Below are 16,266 nucleotides of genomic sequence, written 5' to 3' on the forward strand. Positions count from 1 at the left end.
GATGTGCGCCTACGGCAACCCGAGGAATTTCACGATCGGCGGCAGAACCGGGCCACCCAGCCACCGGAGCGGCTTCGCAACCGCGGCAATCAGTGTCACGTGGCCCAGGTTGTCGAACTCGCGCACCTCTACGTCGACGCCCGCGGCGCGCAGCCGCTCGGCCATTTGCCGGGTGTTGCGGACCGGATTGACCAGCGTGTCCTTGCTCACCGCCATGAGCAACGTGCGTGGCGCCGCGGCCGAGACATGGCCAATGGGCTGCGACTCGGGCTGCGTGGCGGGCCAGTCGAAGGCGATCCTGGCGTCGGGGTTCTCGATGGGCAGGAAATCGTAGGGGCCGGCCAGGCCGATCCAGCCGGCGAGTTGCTTCGGGCTCGTGCCGACCGCGCCGAGCCAGCGATCGTCCAGTGCCACCATCGCCGCGTTGTAACCGCCCGCGCTGTGGCCCATCACATAGACCTGCTTCGGATCGGCGCCGAGGCGCGCCGCGTTGTCGAGCGCCCATTTGACGGCTAGCGCGCTGTCCTGCACGAACACGGGATACCTGAACGCGGGCGACAGCCCGTAGTCGGGCAGCACAACCACCGCCCCGCGCGACGCCAGCGCTTCGCCGACGAAGCGGAAGCCGGCCCGGTCGCCGGTGGTCCAGGCGCCGCCGAAGAAGAACACCACGAGGGGCCGTCGCCCCGCTGCCGGCAATGCGGCTGGCAGCGGCCGGAACACGTCCAGCCTCTGTCGTGGCGCCGGGCCATAGGCCACGTCGCCCTCGAAATCGTAGGTGTCCTGCGGCACTGCTCGGTCCAGCAGCCTGGCGGGCGAGCAGGCCGACAGCAGCGCGGCGCCAATGGCGGCAACGAACAACGCGGCACGGCGCACGAAGGGAGCGTGAGTCATGGCTTCAATACGCCGGACAGCGCGACATGGATTCGCGAGTCCGGGCCACAGCCTGAATGAGTCGGGTGATCGAGCGCAATCAACCGGCCCTTCACGCCCCGGTCAGGTAGCCCGGCAGATCTTCAGCATGTTGGTGCCCCCGGGCGCGCCCATCGGCTCGCCGCAGGTGATCGCGTAGACGTCGCCGCTCTGCACGATGCCGCGCTTCTTCAGGTGCGCCTCGGCCTGTTCGAGGGCGGTGTCGCGGTCGCTTTGCGAATCCATCAACAACGGGCGCACGTTGCGGTAGAGCGCCATCTTGCGCTGCGTGGCGAGGCGCGAGGTCAGCGCGTAGACCGGGATATGCGCGGCATGCCGGCTCATCCACAGCGGCGTCGAGCCCGATTCGGTCATCGCGACGATCGCCTTGGCGCCCAGGTGATGCGCCGTGAACAGCGCGCCCATCGCGATCGACTGGTCGATGCGGTTGTAGGTGTGGCCGCTGAAGTCGGTGTCGAGCGTCTTGTCCTCGGCCGCTTCGGCGGCTTCGCAGATGCGGCTCATTTCCTGCACCGTCTCGAGCGGGTAGCGGCCCGAGGCGGTCTCGGCCGAGAGCATCACGGCGTCGGTGCCGTCGAGCACGGCGTTGGCCACGTCGCTGACCTCGGCGCGGGTCGGCACCGGGTTGGTGATCATCGACTCCATCATCTGCGTGGCGGTGATGACCACGCGGTCCATCTCGCGCGCCATGCGGATCATCTTCTTCTGCAGCGCCGGCACGGCCGCGTTGCCCACTTCCACGGCCAGGTCGCCGCGCGCCACCATGATGCCGTCGCTGGCGCGGATGATTTCCTCCAGCTTGGGAATCGCCTCGGCGCGCTCGATCTTGGCGATGAGGCCCGGCTTGTGGCCATGCTCCGCCGCGGCCACGTTGCAGAGCTGGCGCGCCATTTCCATGTCGGTCGCGTTCTTCGGAAAGCTCACCGCCACGTAGTCGGCCTTGAAGCTCATCGCGGTCTTGATGTCTTCCATGTCTTTACCGGTGAGCGCCGGCGCGGTGAGGCCGCCGCCCTGCTTGTTGATGCCCTTGTTGTTGGACAACTCGCCGCCGAGCTTGACGGTGGTCAGCACGGTCTCGCCCTTGACCGCATCGACCGTCAGCACGATCAGGCCGTCGTTCAGCAGCAGCCTGTCGCCGGCCTTCACGTCGCGCGGCAGGTCCTTGTAGTCGAGGCCTACGCCATTGATGTCACCGAGTTCGGTGCGTGCCGCGTCGAGCACGAACTTCGCACCGGGCTCCAGCCAGACCTTGCCTTCCGCGAACTTGCCGACGCGGATCTTCGGGCCCTGCAGGTCGGCCATGATCGCCACCTCGCGGCCGGTGCGGCGCGCGGCTTCGCGCACCATGGCCGCGCGGTCGATGTGATCCTGCGCCGTGCCGTGGCTGAAGTTCAGCCTGACCACGCTGACCTTGTTCAGGATCATCTGTTCGAGCAGCTCCAGCGTGTTGGAGGCCGGGCCGAGGGTGGCGACGATCTTGGTGGCGTGACGGGGAAGGCGGACGGTGTCCATGGGGCTTGTCTCCAGAAGCGGTTGTTGTGGTTTGGGAATCTTCGAGGAATTCGACCGCGCCGCCTTCGGGACCGGCGCGCAGGTGTCAGTTCGCGCGGCTCACTGTGCGGCGCGCCGGGTCAGGATCTCGAATGCGGGCAGCGTCTTGCCCTCGAGGATCTCGAGGAAGGCGCCGCCGCCGGTCGAGATGTAGCCGACCTTCGATTCGATGCCGTACTTGGCAATCGCGGCCAGCGTGTCGCCGCCGCCGGCGATCGAGAACGCGGGGCTGTCCGCGATGGCTTCGGCAATGACTTTGGTGCCATTGGCGAACGCATCGAACTCGAACACGCCGACCGGACCGTTCCACACGATGGTGCCGGCTTCGCGCAACTGCGCGGCCAGTTGCGCGGCGGTCTTCGGGCCGATGTCGAGGATCAGGTCGTCGGCGGCCACATCGGTCGCGGCCTTGACCGTCGCGGGCGCATCGGCGGCGAAGGCCTTGGCCGTGACCACGTCGACCGGGATCGGCACGGCGGCGCCGCGCGCGCGCATGGCTTCGATGACGGCCTTGGCCTGGTCGAGCAGATCGGGCTCGGCGAGCGACTTGCCGATCGGCAGGCCGGCAGCCAGCATGAAGGTGTTGGCGATGCCGCCGCCGACGATGAGCTGGTCGACCTTCTCGGCCAGGCTCTTGAGGATGGTGAGCTTGGTACTGACCTTGGAGCCCGCAACGATGGCGACCAATGGCCGCTTGGGCGTGGCCAGCGCGCGGGTGATGGCGTCGATCTCGGCCGCCAGCAGCGGGCCGGCCGAAGCGATCTTTGCGTACTCGGCGATGCCGTAGGTGGTGCCTTCGGCTCGGTGGGCGGTGCCGAAGGCGTCGTTCACGTAGATGTCGCACAGCGCGGCCATCTTCTTCGCGAGCGCGGGGTCGTTCTTCTTCTCACCCTTGTTGACGCGGCAGTTCTCCAGCAGCACGACATTGCCCGGCTTGACGTCGACGCCGTCGACCCAGTTGGCCACCAGCGGCACCTCGCGGCCCAGGAGTTCGGCCAGCCGCGCCGCGACGGGCGCCAGGGAGTCTTCGGGCTTGAACTCGCCCTCGGTCGGGCGGCCCAAGTGCGAGGTCACCATGACGGCTGCGCCTGCGGCCAGCGCCTGCTGGATGCAGGGCACCGAGGCGCGGATGCGGGTGTCTTCGGTGATGCGGCCGGTGTCGTCTTGGGGCACGTTGAGATCGGCGCGAATGAAAACGCGCTGGCCGGCAACTTTGCCTTGGGCGCACAGGTCGGTAAAGCGGATGACGTTCATGCGGTTGATTCTAGGAGTCCGACATGACGCTGCCTGTACGCACTGGCACGCCGCCCCCAAATTCGATGCACGGCGGGACTGCGGTATCGGCTACCAGCCCAACCCCAGGTGCAGCGGCAGGTAGACCACCATGCCCGCCACGATGGTGCCAAGCACGCCATGACGCTTGAAGTAGTACGCGGCACCCGCAGCCGCGGCGTAAAGCCGGGCGTCCTGCCACGTCGCGATGAAGTGGCCCTGCGTCATCACGATCTCGGGAATCACCACCGCCGCCAGCGCCGCCACCGGCGCATAGTGCAGCGCCCGATGCGCCCAGGGCGGCAAGCCCCAGGGCCGATCGAGGATGAAGAAGAAGCAGCGCGTGAGTACGCTGATGGCTGCGAGACCGAGGATGATCAGCAGCGTCCAGCCGTCGGTGACGCCTGCAGTCATTTTTCATCCCCTTCGTTCGGATCGAGCCCAAGCTGCTTCTCCAGCCAGAAGCACAGCAGCACCGCGACGCCGATCCCGGCCACGATGTTGAGCTTGAGCGGCAGGTTGTAGGCCATCACGGCGGTCGCACCGGCGATGCCGATCGCGACCATGCGCAACTTGCTGGTCGCCATCGAGCACAGGATGGCGACCAGGCTCAACACACCTGCGAAGCCCAGCCCCCAGGCCAGCGGAATGAAGTTCGCGAGCGCCACGCCGATCAGGCTCAGTCCCATCCATGCCGCCCACGTGATGAAGTAACCGCCCGCCAGGTACGCCTCCTGCTCGTGGCGCCCAGCCACATCCTGTGCGGGCTCCGGGTAGCGCCGCGTGAACATCACGTAGCTGAGGTCCGCCGTCATGTAGCCGTTGACCAGCCGGCGCCAGCGCGGCAAATGCATGAGGTAGGGCCGCAGATGCAGGCTGAACACCACGAAGCGCAGGTTGACGCAGAAGGCGGTCGCCAGGATCACCCAGCCCGGCGCGCCCGCCATGAGCAAGGGAATCGCCGCCAGCTGCGAACTGCCCGCATAGACCAGCAGCGTCATGGCAACCGCCTCGAACACGCTCATGCCCGACTGCACCATCGCCACGCCCGTCATCAGGCCCCAGGCCGAGATGCCGAGCGCCAGCGGCGCCATGTGGCGGGCGCCTTCCTTGAAGGCCGGATGGTTGCGGACGGCGCGAAGGAAGAACAACGATCAGCGCCCGAAGACCTGGCCCGGCTGCGCACCGAAGCCGCGCACGAACTCCGCCGCCGGCAGGCGCTTGCCACCGGGCCGCTGCAGTTCGGTGAGGACGATGGTCGAATCCCGCGCGGCGACCGCAATGCCCGAAGGCGCAACGGACAGGATCGTGCCGGGCGCCCGGTCGTCTGTGGACCCCGCCTCCACGCGGGCCGCCCACAGCTTGACAATCTCGCCGTTGAGTTCGCCGGTGGCACCGGGAAACGGGTCGAAGGCGCGGATGCGGCGCACGATCGCTTCGGCCGGCTGGCCCCAGTCGACCTTCGCTTCGTGTTTCTCGACCTTGTGGGCGTAGGTCACGCCTTCGGCGGGTTGGGGCTGCGGCTTCAACCCGCCGGCTTCGGCCAGGCGCAACGCGTCGACGACAAACCGTCCACCCATGTCGGCCAGCCGGTCGTGCAGCTTCGCGGTGCTGTCGTCGCCGATGGCGAGCGACTCGCGCAGCAGCATGTCGCCGGTGTCCAGCCCGGCGTCCATCTGCATGATGGTCACGCCGGTTTCCGCATCGCCGGCCTCGATCGCACGATGGATCGGCGCGGCCCCGCGCCAGCGCGGCAGCAGGCTGGCATGGATGTTGAGGCAGCCGAGCCGTGGCAGGTCGAGCACCCACTGCGGCAGGATCAGGCCGTAGGCGGCCACCACCATCGCATCTGCGTTGGCGGCCAGCAAGGCTTCGCGCGCGGCGGCCGCGTCGTCCGGGTACTTGCCGTCCAGGCGCAGGCTGCGCGGTTGCGCCACGCGCCACCCGCGCAGCAAGGCCAGCGTCTTGACCGGCGAGGCCTGCAACTTGAGGCCGCGGCCTGCGGGACGGTCGGGCTGGGTCAGCACCAAGACGATTTCAACGCCGGCGACGTCGAGCCGGGCCAGCGCGGTCGCGGCAAAGGCGGGAGTGCCCGCAAAGACAATTCTCAAGGGGTGCTCGCAGGTTCAGCGGATCCGGCGCTCGAGCGACAGGTCGTCGCCGACGTTGTAATGGTCAACCACGCCTTGCGGATCCACATACAGGTACAGCAGGCGAATCGTGTTGTGCCACTTGTAGCGCCAGGTCCAGACGTCGCCATCGAAAGAAGTCACCCGGCTGATCTCGAACGGCCGGCCGTAGGTGCGCAGCACGTCGGGCTCGCGCCAGGCGCCGGGCTGGATGGTGTTGCCGAACAAGCCCTCGTCGAGTTCCTGCCGGATGGACACGACCCGGCCGGCTTTGTCCAGGTCGACGTTGTTGACTTCGAAGCCAGCCGGCGCGCGCGAATACTGCAAGCGCTCTCCGCCGTCAGCGAGCGCATACGTCGCGGTGGGCGGGCCCAGGCGCTGGAGCGTCTCTGCCCGGGTGCTGTCGAGCGGAAGGCGGGTCGGCTCGCCAGCGCATCCCGTCAGGCTGCCCACCAGAACAAGCGCCGCCAGCCCCGCAGCCAGGCCCTGCCGACAGCGAAGCATGCTCATCCCCGCCCTTCGCGCTGATCTTCGCGTTGTTGCTTCAGCAGCTTGCTCTTGATCCGGTTGCGTTTCAGCGGCGACAGGTATTCGACGAACACCTTGCCCAGCAGGTGGTCGAGTTCGTGCTGGATGCAGACCGCCAGCAGGCCGTCGGCCTCGATCGTGCGCGGTTCGCCATCCAGGTCGAGGGCCGTGCAGCGCACGGAGGTGGACCGTTCGACCCCGTCGTAGATGCCCGGGACCGACAAACAGCCCTCTTCGTTCATCACTTTCTCGTCACTGGCCCACACGATTTCGGGGTTGATCAATATCAGCGGGGCGTTACGCTCCTCCGAAACGTCAATCACCACAAGACGTTCGTGGACGTCGACCTGGGTGGCCGCCAAGCCGATGCCCTGGGCGTCGTACATGGTTTCCAGCATATCGGCCACCAAGGTCTTGATGCGGGCGTCCACGCCCTGCACCGGCTTGGCAATGGTGTGCAGACGTTTGTCGGGAAAACTCAGAATGGGTCGTTTGGCCATGAAAGCGTGGGAAAGTTGTGGCTATTTTCGCCAATTCCGCGACGCCTCGCGGACACCAAAAGGGATAAACGTTGCCCTCTCCAGGGCTTCAGCGCAAAATTCGTTGCAAATTGTGAGGATTCGTTTCCGCTGTTCGTGGCGGTAGTGTGTGCACACCATCCAACTCATGAAAACATTCCGAACCATCGCCGGCTTGCGTCCGACCATTCTTGCGTCGATGTGGCTTTGCCAGCTCGACTCAATCTCCCAGCGGGGGCGGGCCGGGCGCCGCCCGGTCCTGGGGGCCATCACCTCGCTCGCGGCCATGACACTGTTCGGCTCTGCCACGGTGGCCTCGGCGCAAACCTATCCGGTCACGCCGACGCAACGCGCCACCGCCCAGCAGACGGCGCAAACCGGCATTCCGGTGAGCGAACTGGCGCCCAACGCGCCGGACGAATACACCGTCAAGCGCGGCGACACGCTCTGGGCGATTTCGCGCATGTACCTGCGCACGCCGTGGCGCTGGCCGGAGTTGTGGGGCATGAACCTCAACGACATCCGCAACCCGCACCTGATCTATCCGGGCCAGGTGCTGTACCTCGACAAGACGGGCGGCCGCGCCCGCCTGAGCACCCGCCGCGGCACCGGCGCGCCCGAGGGCACGATCAAGCTGTCGCCGCACACCCGCACTGAATCGCTGTCCGGCATGGCGTTGCCGACGCTGAACGCGGCGCTGATCGAGCCCTTCCTCACCGAGCCGATCGTGGTGGACGAGGACACCGTCAAGTTCGCGCCCCGCATCGTGGCCGGCAACGACAACCACGTGCTGCTGTCCCGGGGTGATCGGGCCTATGCGCGCGGCGAAGCCAATGCGCCACTGATCGAGAAGCCCGGTCCGATCAACCAGTACCGCGTGTTCCGCAATGCCACGCCGCTGAAGGACCCGGCCACTGCCGAAATCCTCGGCTACGAGGCGCAGTACCTCGGCAAGGTCCAGCTGCAGCGCAGCGAGACGACCGAAACCATGATGCAGGATGGCAAGGAGGTCACCAACGTGGTGCCTGCCACCGTCGACGTGGTGGCGGCCAAGGAGGAAATCCGCGCCGGCGACCGCCTGCTGCCCGAACCACCGCGCCAGTTGCTGAGCTACGCGCCGCGTGCGCCCGCGGGCACCATCACCAACGGCCGCATCATTTCCGTCTACGGTAACGCCGTGCAGTTCGCGGCGCAGAACCAGGTGGTGTCCATCAACAAGGGCACCCGCGACGGCATCGAAACCGGCAACGTGCTGGCCATCCTGAAGAATGGCGAGACGATCGTCGACCGCACCAACGGCAACAAGGACACACTCAAGCTGCCAAACGAACGCATCGGGCTGCTGATGGTGTTCCGTCCGTTCGAAAAGGTGTCGTACGCCCTGGTGCTCGAGATCAGCGACACTCCGAAGGCAGGGGATTTGCTCATCAACCCCTGAAAAACAACAGGGGAGTGGGTAGGGAGTGGAACGTGAAGAACTCGCGGGCTGGCTGCGGCTGACCCTCACGCCGGGCGTCGGCGACATCACCGCGCGCAAGTTGCTGGGCGCCTTCGGGTTGCCCGGCGACGTGTTCCGGCAAACGCCGGCCGCGCTTGGCCAGATCGTGCCCGAAGGCACCGTTGCCACGCTCCGGCAACCGCCCGCCGGTCTCGAAGCCCTCGTGGAAGAGACATGGCAGTGGCTGCACGGCAGTGACGCCACCGGCGCCGCGCGCCGGGTGCTGACCCTCGCCGATGCCGGCTATCCGGCCGGGCTGCTGCAGATGCCCGACCCGCCCTTGATGCTCTACACGCTTGGCGCCCCAGGGTTCGACCTGGCACAGGTCGATCGCAGCCTGGCGATGGTGGGCAGTCGCAACCCGACGCCGCAAGGGCTTTCAAATGCACGAGCCTTTGCGCAGGCGCTGGGTGAAGCGCACATCGTGGTCGTGTCGGGCCTGGCACTCGGCATCGATGGCGCGGCGCATCAAGGTGCACTGGACGCTGCCGGCAGCGCACAGCGGCTGGCGACGATCGCCTTCGTCGGCACAGGACTCGACCGCGTCTATCCCGCGCGCCACCGCGACCTGGCGCGCCGCATCGTCGGGCAGGGCATGCTCGTCAGCGAGTTCCCGCTGGGCACGCCGCCGCTCACCCAGAACTTCCCCAAGCGCAACCGGCTCATCGCCGGGCTGTCTCAAGGCACGCTGGTGGTCGAGGCTGCGTTGCAATCCGGCTCGCTGATCACCGCGCGGCAGGCGGTCGAGCAGGGCAAGGAAGTGTTCGCAATCCCGGGTTCGATCCATGCGCCGCAATCCCGCGGTTGCCACGCGCTGATCCGGCAGGGGGCCAAGCTGGTCGAATCGGTGCAGGACATCCTGGAGGAACTGCGCTTCCCGGAGGCCATGAATTCGGCAGGCGCCGGCGCGGCATCTGCGGGGGTCTCCGGCACCGGAACGCCTGAAAGCCCGCTGCTCGAAGCGCTCGGACACGATCCCGTGAGCCTGGACGCACTCTCCGCGCGCACCGGCTGGAGCGCGGCCGACCTGCAGGTCAAGTTCCTGGAACTCGAACTGGACGGCCATGTGGCGCGGCTCCCGGGCGGCCTGTTCCAGCGCATCGCTTCGGCGTGAATGAGCCCATGCCGAAGCCCCTTCGGCGCCGGATGACACATTTCATACGCCATTTCGGGCGGCTGGGCTATATTGGGGCATGTTCGAAGTGCTCGTATTCGTCTATGAAAACTACTGGCGCGGCGACGCGTGCCCCGAACCCGAGCAACTGGGCCGCAAGCTCAGCGCCCACGGCTTCGACCACGATGAGATCCGCGATGCGCTCCAATGGCTGGACGGTTTGAGCCTCGCCACACGGGGCGCCCAATTGAAGTTCGAGGGTGACGGCAGCACAGCCACCGTCACCCTGCGCGCCCCGGATGAGGCCGCCCTGCCCCAATCGGCCTACGCGATGCGCGTCTACTCGGGCGCCGAGCAGGACCACCTGGGCGCCGAATGCCTGGGCTTCATCAACTTCCTCGAAGCCTCGAAGGTGCTTGACGGCGGCTTGCGCGAGATCGTCATCGAGCGCGCCATGGCGGCGCCGGGTGACCCGGTGGCGCTCGACGAGTTGAAGATCATCGTGCTGATGGTGCACTGGAGCACCGGCATCGAGCCCGACGCCCTGGTGCTCGACGAACTCTGCGAAACCCGCGCCGGGCGCGTGGCGCATTGAGCGTTGCGGGCCCGCAGGCGCCGAAAGGCTGCTGCGCCCGAGGTCGGCGAAGCACCCCCCGCGCGCAGCCCCGCGAAGCCGGTTTCGCGGCCGTCGTGGCCTCTGGTTCTAGTTCAGCAAGCGTTCGGGGTTCGCGTCGAGCTTGGCCAACGCTTCGCGCGTGGCGCGCACGGTGAGCGTTTCCTCTTCGGCCGGCACCAGCAGGCCGGCTTGCAGGTAGGAAGCGAGTCGCCCGGCCTGGATCAGGAAGTTGCGCCCGTGGGTCGCGGCGAACAGGTGCAGCTGTTTGCGGTCGCTGCGCCAGACGAATTGAACCTGGCTCACATGGCCGTTGTGGTCGAGCATGAACCAGGTGCCCACCTGGAGCTCATGCGCCCAGGCCAGCATGTCTTCGCTGACCTTGGTGCCCGCGTTCGGAATGACCTCGATCGACGCGGCGTCCACGCCGAGCAACAGTTCGATGCTGCCGGCGTCGATCGGCAGCTCACCCGAGACATCCCCCGCCTCGTCGGTGACGAAGTCTTCCAGGTTGGCCAGGCGCTTGGCCATGGCTTCGATCTGCGCGGCGGGAATGGCTTCGGTCTTCGACATGAAGGCGTCGGCCAGCGTGTCGCCGATGATCTTGATGTGCACTTCCTGCGGCTCGCCCACGATGCCCAGCAGCGTCATGCCGGCGCGCAGGCGCTGCAGCAGCTTCGGCAGATCCTGGATCACGCGGGTTCGGTCGTTGCGGTTGGGCTTGGCGCTGGCGGCCCAGACCAGTTCGGAGGCCGCGCGCTTGAGTGTCACGGTCTGTTCGTCCTGCCCGCCGTAGCGCAGCGCGGCGATGGCCAGCACCTCGGCCCAGACCTTGAACAGGAACTCGCGGATCTCCTCGCGCACCGGCATGTCGTTGAGCATCTTGCGCAGCTCGATGGTGTACTGGATCGCCATCGTTTCCTTCTGCTCGACCTGCTGCGCGACGCTCATGAGGCGCTGGGTGGCATCGCTCTGCGTCAGGTACTTGTTCAGGAATGCGACGAACTCGTCGAACACCAGCTTGAACACCCGCTGGCCGGTTTCCGGGTATTGCTCGATGACCTGAACGACGCGGCGGATTTCGCCTTCGAGCGCGCTGCCCGAGATGGCGGCCGCGTCGAAGCCCATGACGCAGGAGCCCATGCGGTCGATCAGCATGCGCGCGGGATGCTGCAGGGTGCCGAAGAACTCGGGCTCGGCAATCGCCACGCGCAGCACGGGCATTTGCAGGCGCGCGAACCACACGCGCGCCGAAAACGGAATGCGTTCTTCGGCCAGGATGGCCTGGAACATCAGCGCCACGATCTCGACCGTGGCCTTGTCGGCGGTGGTCGGCGCTTTCTTCTTCAGTTCGGCACTGCGCCGGCGCAGGTCGACGGCGGTCTGCTGCACGGCCGTCGCTTCGTCGGCGGCCAGCAGGTATTGCGATGCGGCAATCTGATAGGCCGCCTCCGCATCCGCGATGGCCGCGGCAAAGGCTGCGCCGCCGACGCCGCCACTGACACCGCCGGCCATCCCGCCGCCGACACCACCGGCGCCGCCGCCACCACCGCCACCGCCCGACGACCGGACGCCCACGCCAGTGGCGCCGACCCCGCCGCCCATCGCGCCGCCGCGCTGGGCCACGGTTTCACCGCCGATGCGCGCCGTGACGAAGCGCTTCAGATTCAGCAGCACGCCCTGGGCGCGCTGGCGCGCTACAAAAAAGGGCGATCCACCCGCGCCATCCATGCCGGGCAGGCCTGCGCCGCCATAGCCGCGACCGCTGGAACTGCCGCCGCTTCCATTGCCGCCACCCGCGCCGCCGCCCTGCACCACGCCGATCGCCGCAGGCGCAAAGCTGCCGGGGGGAATGCCGAAGCCGCCGGCATAGCCGCCGCCTCCGCCCCCACGTTGCAGGCCACCACCTTGCACGCCACCGCCTTGCACGCCGCCAGCGAATCCGCCTGCTGCGCCGCCGCCAAATCCGCCGCCACCCGTGTGCGCATGGCTGCCTGCTTCATGGGCGAAGCTGCCGCCGAGCGCACCGGAGTTGGTCGCGGCGCCGGTGCGCTTGACGAAATTCTTGAGGTCGATCTCGGGCATCACGCCCTTGGAGATCAGGAATGCATTGGCGTCGTGATAAGCACTGACCACCACTTCCAGCAAACGAGTATGGACAACCTCCTGCACCTTGGTCCAGAGCTGCCGGCTGAGCCCGGCGGCCAGCCATTGCTCGACCAGCATCTTGGCCAGCGACTCGGGGCGCAGCACGTCCTTGGAATCGAGTTCGGTGGTGCCTTCCAGGTACTGGATGCGCAGGCGCAGGTCGTTCAGCTCGAAGCTGGCCTTGTCCTGGATCACCAGTGCCAGCCGTGAGGACAGGATGTTGTTTTCCACCACCTCGTCGCCGATGAGTTCGAGCGAGGACAAGGAATTGTGCGAATTGCCGGTGCTGGTGGCCACTTGGGCCAAGGCCTTGCGCCAGCTGTCCTGCGCCAGCGAAACCCAGTTCGATTCCTTGGTCCGGAAGGTCAGGAAGTCGTCTCGGTGCTCCTGCATCTCGCGGGCATTGCCGACGGCCTGCGAGAGCGACGTCAGGCGCTCCCGGATCGCATGCGCGGACGGCGCGATCACGCCGCCGGTGGCGGTCACGAAACGCTCGCGGGCCTCACGGGCTAGCTGCAAGGAGGCGACGTGGGACCGCTGGGTGCTCATGAATAGATCAGGACGGCTCGGGAACTTTGGCGATCACCGAGCTTGCATCGGGAAGCCTTTTGACACAAGACCCGTTGCATGCTCGCCAACCCGCAATTTTCAGCAATTGAATCACACCACGGCACCGGCGTTCGGATCGTCCGGATCGCCATCGCGCTTGACCGGACCCTTGACCAGGTCCTCGCGCTTGACACCGAGCCACATCGCGATGGCCGCCGCCACGAAGGCCGACGAATAGATGCCGAAGCAGATGCCGATGGTCAGCGCCAGCGCGAAGTAGTGCAGCGTCGGGCCGCCGAAGAAGAACATCGACAGCACCACCAGCTGCGTGCAGCCGTGGGTGATGATGGTCCGGCTGATGGTGGACGTGATCGCGTTGTCGATGATCTCGTGCGTGTTCAGCTTGCGGTAGCGCCGGAAGTTCTCGCGCACGCGGTCGAAGATCACGACCGATTCGTTCACCGAATAGCCCAGCACCGCCAGCACCGCCGCCAGCACCGCCAGCGAAAACTCCCACTGGAAGAAGGCGAAGAAGCCCAGGATGATGACCACGTCATGCATGTTGGCCAGCACCGTCGCCAGTGCGAACTTCCACTCGAAGCGGAAGGCCAGGTAGATCATGATGCCGACCACCACCATGCCGAGCGCCTTGAGCCCGTTGGTGGTCAGTTCGTCGCCGACCTGCGGGCCGACGAATTCATTGCCGCGCAACTCGACCTCGGGGTCGCTCGCCTTCAGTGCGCCCATGACCTGCTCGCTCTGCTGGGCCGAGCTCATGCCCTTTTGCACCGGCAGGCGGATCTGCACGTCGCGCGAGGTGCCGAAGTTCTGCACCTGCACATCGGCGTAGCCGAGCTTGGCGATGGTCTCGCGTACCTTGCCGACGTCGGCCGATTGCTTGTAGGCCACCTCCATCACCGTGCCGCCGGTGAACTCCACCGACAGGTGCAAGCCGCGGTGGAACAGGAAGAACACTGCCAGCGCGAAAGTGATGAAGGACACCGCGTTCAGCACCAGCGCATGGCGCATGAACGGGATCGTCTTGTGGATTCGGAAAAACTCCATCTTGATTCCTTATTCGGCCACGGCCACGCCGTCGGTCTTGGGGCGCCACACGGTGCCGATGGAGACGGTCTTGAGCTTCTTCTTGCGTCCGTACCAGAAGTTCACCAGGCCGCGCGAGAAGAACACGGCCGAGAACATCGAGGTGACGATGCCGATGCAATGCACCACCGCAAAACCGCGCACCGGGCCCGAGCCGAAGGCCAGCAAGGCAATGCCGGCGATGAGCGTGGTCACGTTGGAGTCGAGGATGGTGCCCCACGCGCGGTCGTAGCCGGCATGGATGGCCGCCTGCGGTGCCGCGCCGTTGCGCAGTTCCTCGCGCACGCGCTCGTTGATCAGCACGTTGGAGTCGATCGCGACACCGATGGCCAGCGCCATGGCCGCGATGCCGGGCAGGGTAAGCGTGGCCTGCAGGATGGAGAGCACGGCCACCAACAACAGCAGGTTGACCGCCAGCGCGATCGACGAGAACACGCCGAACAACGCGTAGTAGATGCACATGAAGACCATGATCGCGGCAAAGCCGTACATCACGCTGTCGAAGCCCTTGGCGATGTTGTCGGCGCCCAGGCTTGGGCCGATGGTGCGCTCCTGGATGATCTCCATGGGCGCGGCCAGCGAACCGGCGCGCAGCAGCAGCGCCAGGTTGTTGGCATCGACGCTGCTCATCGCGCCCGAGATGCTGAAGTGCGTGCCCAGCTCGCCGCGGATGGTGGCGACCGAAATCGCCTGCCCCTTGCCCTTCTCGAACAGCAGGATGGCCATCAGCTTGCCGATGTTCTCGCGGCTGGTGTCGCGCATGATGCGGCCGCCCTTGGCGTCCAGGTCGAGCGACACGTTGGGCAGGTTCTGCTGCTGGTCGAGGCCGGCGCGCGCGTCGGTGAGGTTTTCGCCGGTGACGAGCACTTGCTTCTTGACGATCACCGGCTGGCCGCTGACGTCGGGAAATTTCTCGGAGCCGAAGGGCACCGGGCCGCCGGTCTTGGCAGCGCGTGCCTCGGCGCTCTCGTCGACCATGCGCATTTCTAGCGTGGCAGTGCGACCGAGGATGTCCTTGGCGCGCGTCGGGTCCTGCACGCCGGGCAACTGCACCACGATGCGGTCGATGCCCTGTTGCTGGATCACGGGTTCGGCCACGCCGAGTTCATTGATCCGGTTGTGCAGCGTGGTGACGTTCTGCTTGAGCGCCTCGCCCTGGATGCGGACGGCGGCCTCGGGCCGGAAAGTGGCGGCCAGCAGGTAGTCGTCGCCCTCGCGCCTGTCGGTGGTGACGAGGTCGGGGTACTGGTCCTGGATCAGGCGCCTGGCGGCTTCCAGTGCGGTCGTGTCGCGGGCGCGCACCTCCACGCTCTGGCCATTGCGGCTGACCGCCGCGCCACGCACGCTCTTGTCGCGCAACGCGGAACGAACGTCGCCGGAGATGGTCTCGGCGCGCTTGTCGAGCACGCCCTTCATGTCCACCTGCAGCAGGAAGTCCACGCCACCGCGCAGGTCCAGGCCGAGGTACATCGGGTAGGCATGCAGCGCCGTGAGCCAACCCGGCGAGCGCGACACCAGGTTCAACGCGACCACGTAGGACGGGTCTTCCGCATTGGGCACGAAGGCATGCTGCAGGGCGTCACGCGCCTTCAGCTGGTCATCGGTGCTGGCGAAACGCACGCGCACGGCGGAGGCGTCGATCGTGAGCAGGTCGGGCTTGAGGCCGGCCGTCTTGAGCGCCTCCTCGACACGGGCCTGGGTCGACGCATCGATCCTGGCGGTCGACTTGGCGGGCGACACCTGCACGGCTGGCGCCTCGCCGAAGAAATTGGGAAGTGCGTAGATCAGCCCCAACAGGAGCACGATGACGATGATGGTGTACTTCCAGACCGGATATCGATTCATGGCGGGAGGTTGAGCGTTGGAAGTTCGGCGTGGCGCAGGGGTTGCCGGGCGGTCCCCGGCCGGCGATTACTTGATCGCGCCTTTGGGCAGCACCTGGACCACGGCGCTGCGCTGGATCTTGATCTCGACGCCATTGGCGACTTCGAGACCAAGGTACTGGTCGTTGATCGACGTGATCTTGCCGAGCACGCCGCCGCCGGTGACGACTTCATCGCCCTTGGCCAGCGCCTCGATCATGGCGCGGGCTTCCTTCTGGCGCTTCTGCTGCGGGCGGATGATGACGAAGTAGAAGACGGCAAAGATTGCAATCATCATGGGCAATTGAAGGCCGCCGAACGCAGACAACATATCGCCGCCGGTAGAAGCAGGTGCGGGAGCAGCAGCGGTCTGGGCAAAGGCAGAGGAAATGAACAAGGGAGTCTCCAGCAGAGGGATGTCAGGAACGCAGGCGCGATGCCCGCAGC

At 66.7% G+C, this 16,266-nt stretch carries 15 protein-coding genes; 3 read left to right on the plus strand and 12 right to left on the minus strand.

Annotation, left to right across the window (positions count from 1 at the left end):
- Positions 1-9: 9 nt before the first annotated feature.
- From HCU76_RS13220 to def, 8 genes are all read right to left on the minus strand, one after another.
- The gene (locus HCU76_RS13220; protein ID WP_218509555.1) at positions 10-894 is read right to left on the minus strand and encodes an alpha/beta hydrolase; all 885 of its coding nucleotides are present in this window, start codon (positions 892-894) and stop codon (positions 10-12) included.
- A 102-nt stretch (positions 895-996) separates the two neighbouring features.
- The gene (gene pyk, locus HCU76_RS13225) at positions 997-2,445 is read right to left on the minus strand and encodes a pyruvate kinase (protein ID WP_218509556.1); all 1,449 of its coding nucleotides are present in this window, start codon (positions 2,443-2,445) and stop codon (positions 997-999) included.
- Positions 2,446-2,544: 99 nt separating this feature from the next.
- Positions 2,545-3,738: a phosphoglycerate kinase gene (locus HCU76_RS13230; protein WP_218509557.1), complete on the minus strand. Its 1,194-nt coding sequence runs from the start codon at positions 3,736-3,738 to the stop codon at positions 2,545-2,547.
- A gap of 90 nt (positions 3,739-3,828) precedes the next feature.
- Positions 3,829-4,170 carry an AzlD domain-containing protein gene (locus HCU76_RS13235; RefSeq protein WP_218509558.1) on the minus strand — a complete coding sequence of 114 codons (342 nt, stop codon included), beginning with the start codon at positions 4,168-4,170 and terminating at the stop codon, positions 3,829-3,831.
- Positions 4,167-4,850, minus strand: coding sequence for an AzlC family ABC transporter permease (locus HCU76_RS13240; RefSeq protein ID WP_371319824.1), 684 nt, complete (start codon positions 4,848-4,850; stop codon positions 4,167-4,169). Before HCU76_RS13240 ends, HCU76_RS13235 begins: the two co-directional genes overlap by 4 nt.
- 60 nt (positions 4,851-4,910) lie before the next feature.
- A complete protein-coding gene (fmt, locus tag HCU76_RS13245; RefSeq protein ID WP_218509560.1) occupies positions 4,911-5,867 on the minus strand; it encodes a methionyl-tRNA formyltransferase in 957 nt (318 codons plus the stop codon).
- A 15-nt stretch (positions 5,868-5,882) separates the two neighbouring features.
- On the minus strand, positions 5,883-6,395 hold the full coding sequence (locus HCU76_RS13250; protein ID WP_256354159.1) for a hypothetical protein: 513 nt from the start codon (positions 6,393-6,395) through the stop codon (positions 5,883-5,885).
- Positions 6,392-6,913: a peptide deformylase gene (def, locus tag HCU76_RS13255; RefSeq protein ID WP_213959392.1), complete on the minus strand. Its 522-nt coding sequence runs from the start codon at positions 6,911-6,913 to the stop codon at positions 6,392-6,394. The genes HCU76_RS13250 and def overlap by 4 nt, the downstream gene beginning before the upstream one ends.
- A 304-nt stretch (positions 6,914-7,217) precedes the next feature.
- On the opposite strand from def, the gene HCU76_RS13260 reads away from it, so the two are divergent.
- The 3 genes from HCU76_RS13260 (at position 7,218) to HCU76_RS13270 (ending at position 10,138) form a co-directional block, all read left to right on the plus strand.
- Positions 7,218-8,369 carry a LysM peptidoglycan-binding domain-containing protein gene (locus HCU76_RS13260; RefSeq protein WP_256354180.1) on the plus strand — a complete coding sequence of 384 codons (1,152 nt, stop codon included), beginning with the start codon at positions 7,218-7,220 and terminating at the stop codon, positions 8,367-8,369.
- A 25-nt stretch (positions 8,370-8,394) separates the two neighbouring features.
- The gene (gene dprA / locus HCU76_RS13265; RefSeq protein WP_218509561.1) at positions 8,395-9,543 is read left to right on the plus strand and encodes a DNA-processing protein DprA; all 1,149 of its coding nucleotides are present in this window, start codon (positions 8,395-8,397) and stop codon (positions 9,541-9,543) included.
- Positions 9,544-9,622: 79 nt separating this feature from the next.
- Entirely contained in the window at positions 9,623-10,138 is a 516-nt protein-coding gene (locus HCU76_RS13270; RefSeq protein WP_213959390.1) for a DUF494 family protein, read from the plus strand.
- 108 nt (positions 10,139-10,246) lie between these two features.
- Here HCU76_RS13270 and HCU76_RS13275 read toward each other — a convergent pair whose 3' ends face one another.
- From HCU76_RS13275 to yajC, 4 genes are all read right to left on the minus strand, one after another.
- On the minus strand, positions 10,247-12,853 hold the full coding sequence (locus tag HCU76_RS13275) for a DUF1631 family protein (protein ID WP_218509562.1): 2,607 nt from the start codon (positions 12,851-12,853) through the stop codon (positions 10,247-10,249).
- A gap of 111 nt (positions 12,854-12,964) precedes the next feature.
- A complete protein-coding gene (secF, locus tag HCU76_RS13280) occupies positions 12,965-13,918 on the minus strand; it encodes a protein translocase subunit SecF (RefSeq protein WP_213959388.1) in 954 nt (317 codons plus the stop codon).
- Between the two features lie 9 nt (positions 13,919-13,927).
- Positions 13,928-15,802 (minus strand): protein translocase subunit SecD, encoded by a 1,875-nt coding sequence (gene secD / locus HCU76_RS13285; RefSeq protein WP_218509563.1) that lies wholly within the window; start codon positions 15,800-15,802, stop codon positions 13,928-13,930.
- Positions 15,803-15,868: 66 nt separating this feature from the next.
- Entirely contained in the window at positions 15,869-16,216 is a 348-nt protein-coding gene (gene yajC, locus HCU76_RS13290; protein WP_213959386.1) for a preprotein translocase subunit YajC, read from the minus strand.
- Positions 16,217-16,266: the final 50 nt, after the last annotated feature.

Origin of the sequence: Variovorax sp. dw_308 (genome assembly GCF_019207085.1) — a bacterium.
Taxonomy (GTDB): Bacteria; Pseudomonadota; Gammaproteobacteria; order Burkholderiales; family Burkholderiaceae_C; genus Variovorax.

Excerpts from the sequence above, each read along its gene's own strand:
- HCU76_RS13220 (WP_218509555.1), bottom strand. The coding sequence starts at position 894 with ATGACTCACGCTCCCTTCGTGCGCCGTGCCGCGTTGTTCGTTGCCGCC.
- pyk (WP_218509556.1), bottom strand. The coding sequence starts at position 2,445 with ATGGACACCGTCCGCCTTCCCCGTCACGCCACCAAGATCGTCGCCACC.
- HCU76_RS13230 (WP_218509557.1), bottom strand. The coding sequence starts at position 3,738 with ATGAACGTCATCCGCTTTACCGACCTGTGCGCCCAAGGCAAAGTTGCC.
- HCU76_RS13235 (WP_218509558.1), bottom strand. The coding sequence starts at position 4,170 with ATGACTGCAGGCGTCACCGACGGCTGGACGCTGCTGATCATCCTCGGT.
- HCU76_RS13240 (WP_371319824.1), bottom strand. The coding sequence starts at position 4,850 with ATGGCGCCGCTGGCGCTCGGCATCTCGGCCTGGGGCCTGATGACGGGC.
- HCU76_RS13250 (WP_256354159.1), bottom strand. The coding sequence starts at position 6,395 with ATGAGCATGCTTCGCTGTCGGCAGGGCCTGGCTGCGGGGCTGGCGGCG.
- def (WP_213959392.1), bottom strand. The coding sequence starts at position 6,913 with ATGGCCAAACGACCCATTCTGAGTTTTCCCGACAAACGTCTGCACACC.
- HCU76_RS13260 (WP_256354180.1), top strand. The coding sequence starts at position 7,218 with ATGACACTGTTCGGCTCTGCCACGGTGGCCTCGGCGCAAACCTATCCG.
- HCU76_RS13270 (WP_213959390.1), top strand. The coding sequence starts at position 9,623 with ATGTTCGAAGTGCTCGTATTCGTCTATGAAAACTACTGGCGCGGCGAC.
- HCU76_RS13275 (WP_218509562.1), bottom strand. The coding sequence starts at position 12,853 with ATGAGCACCCAGCGGTCCCACGTCGCCTCCTTGCAGCTAGCCCGTGAG.
- secF (WP_213959388.1), bottom strand. The coding sequence starts at position 13,918 with ATGGAGTTTTTCCGAATCCACAAGACGATCCCGTTCATGCGCCATGCG.
- secD (WP_218509563.1), bottom strand. The coding sequence starts at position 15,802 with ATGAATCGATATCCGGTCTGGAAGTACACCATCATCGTCATCGTGCTC.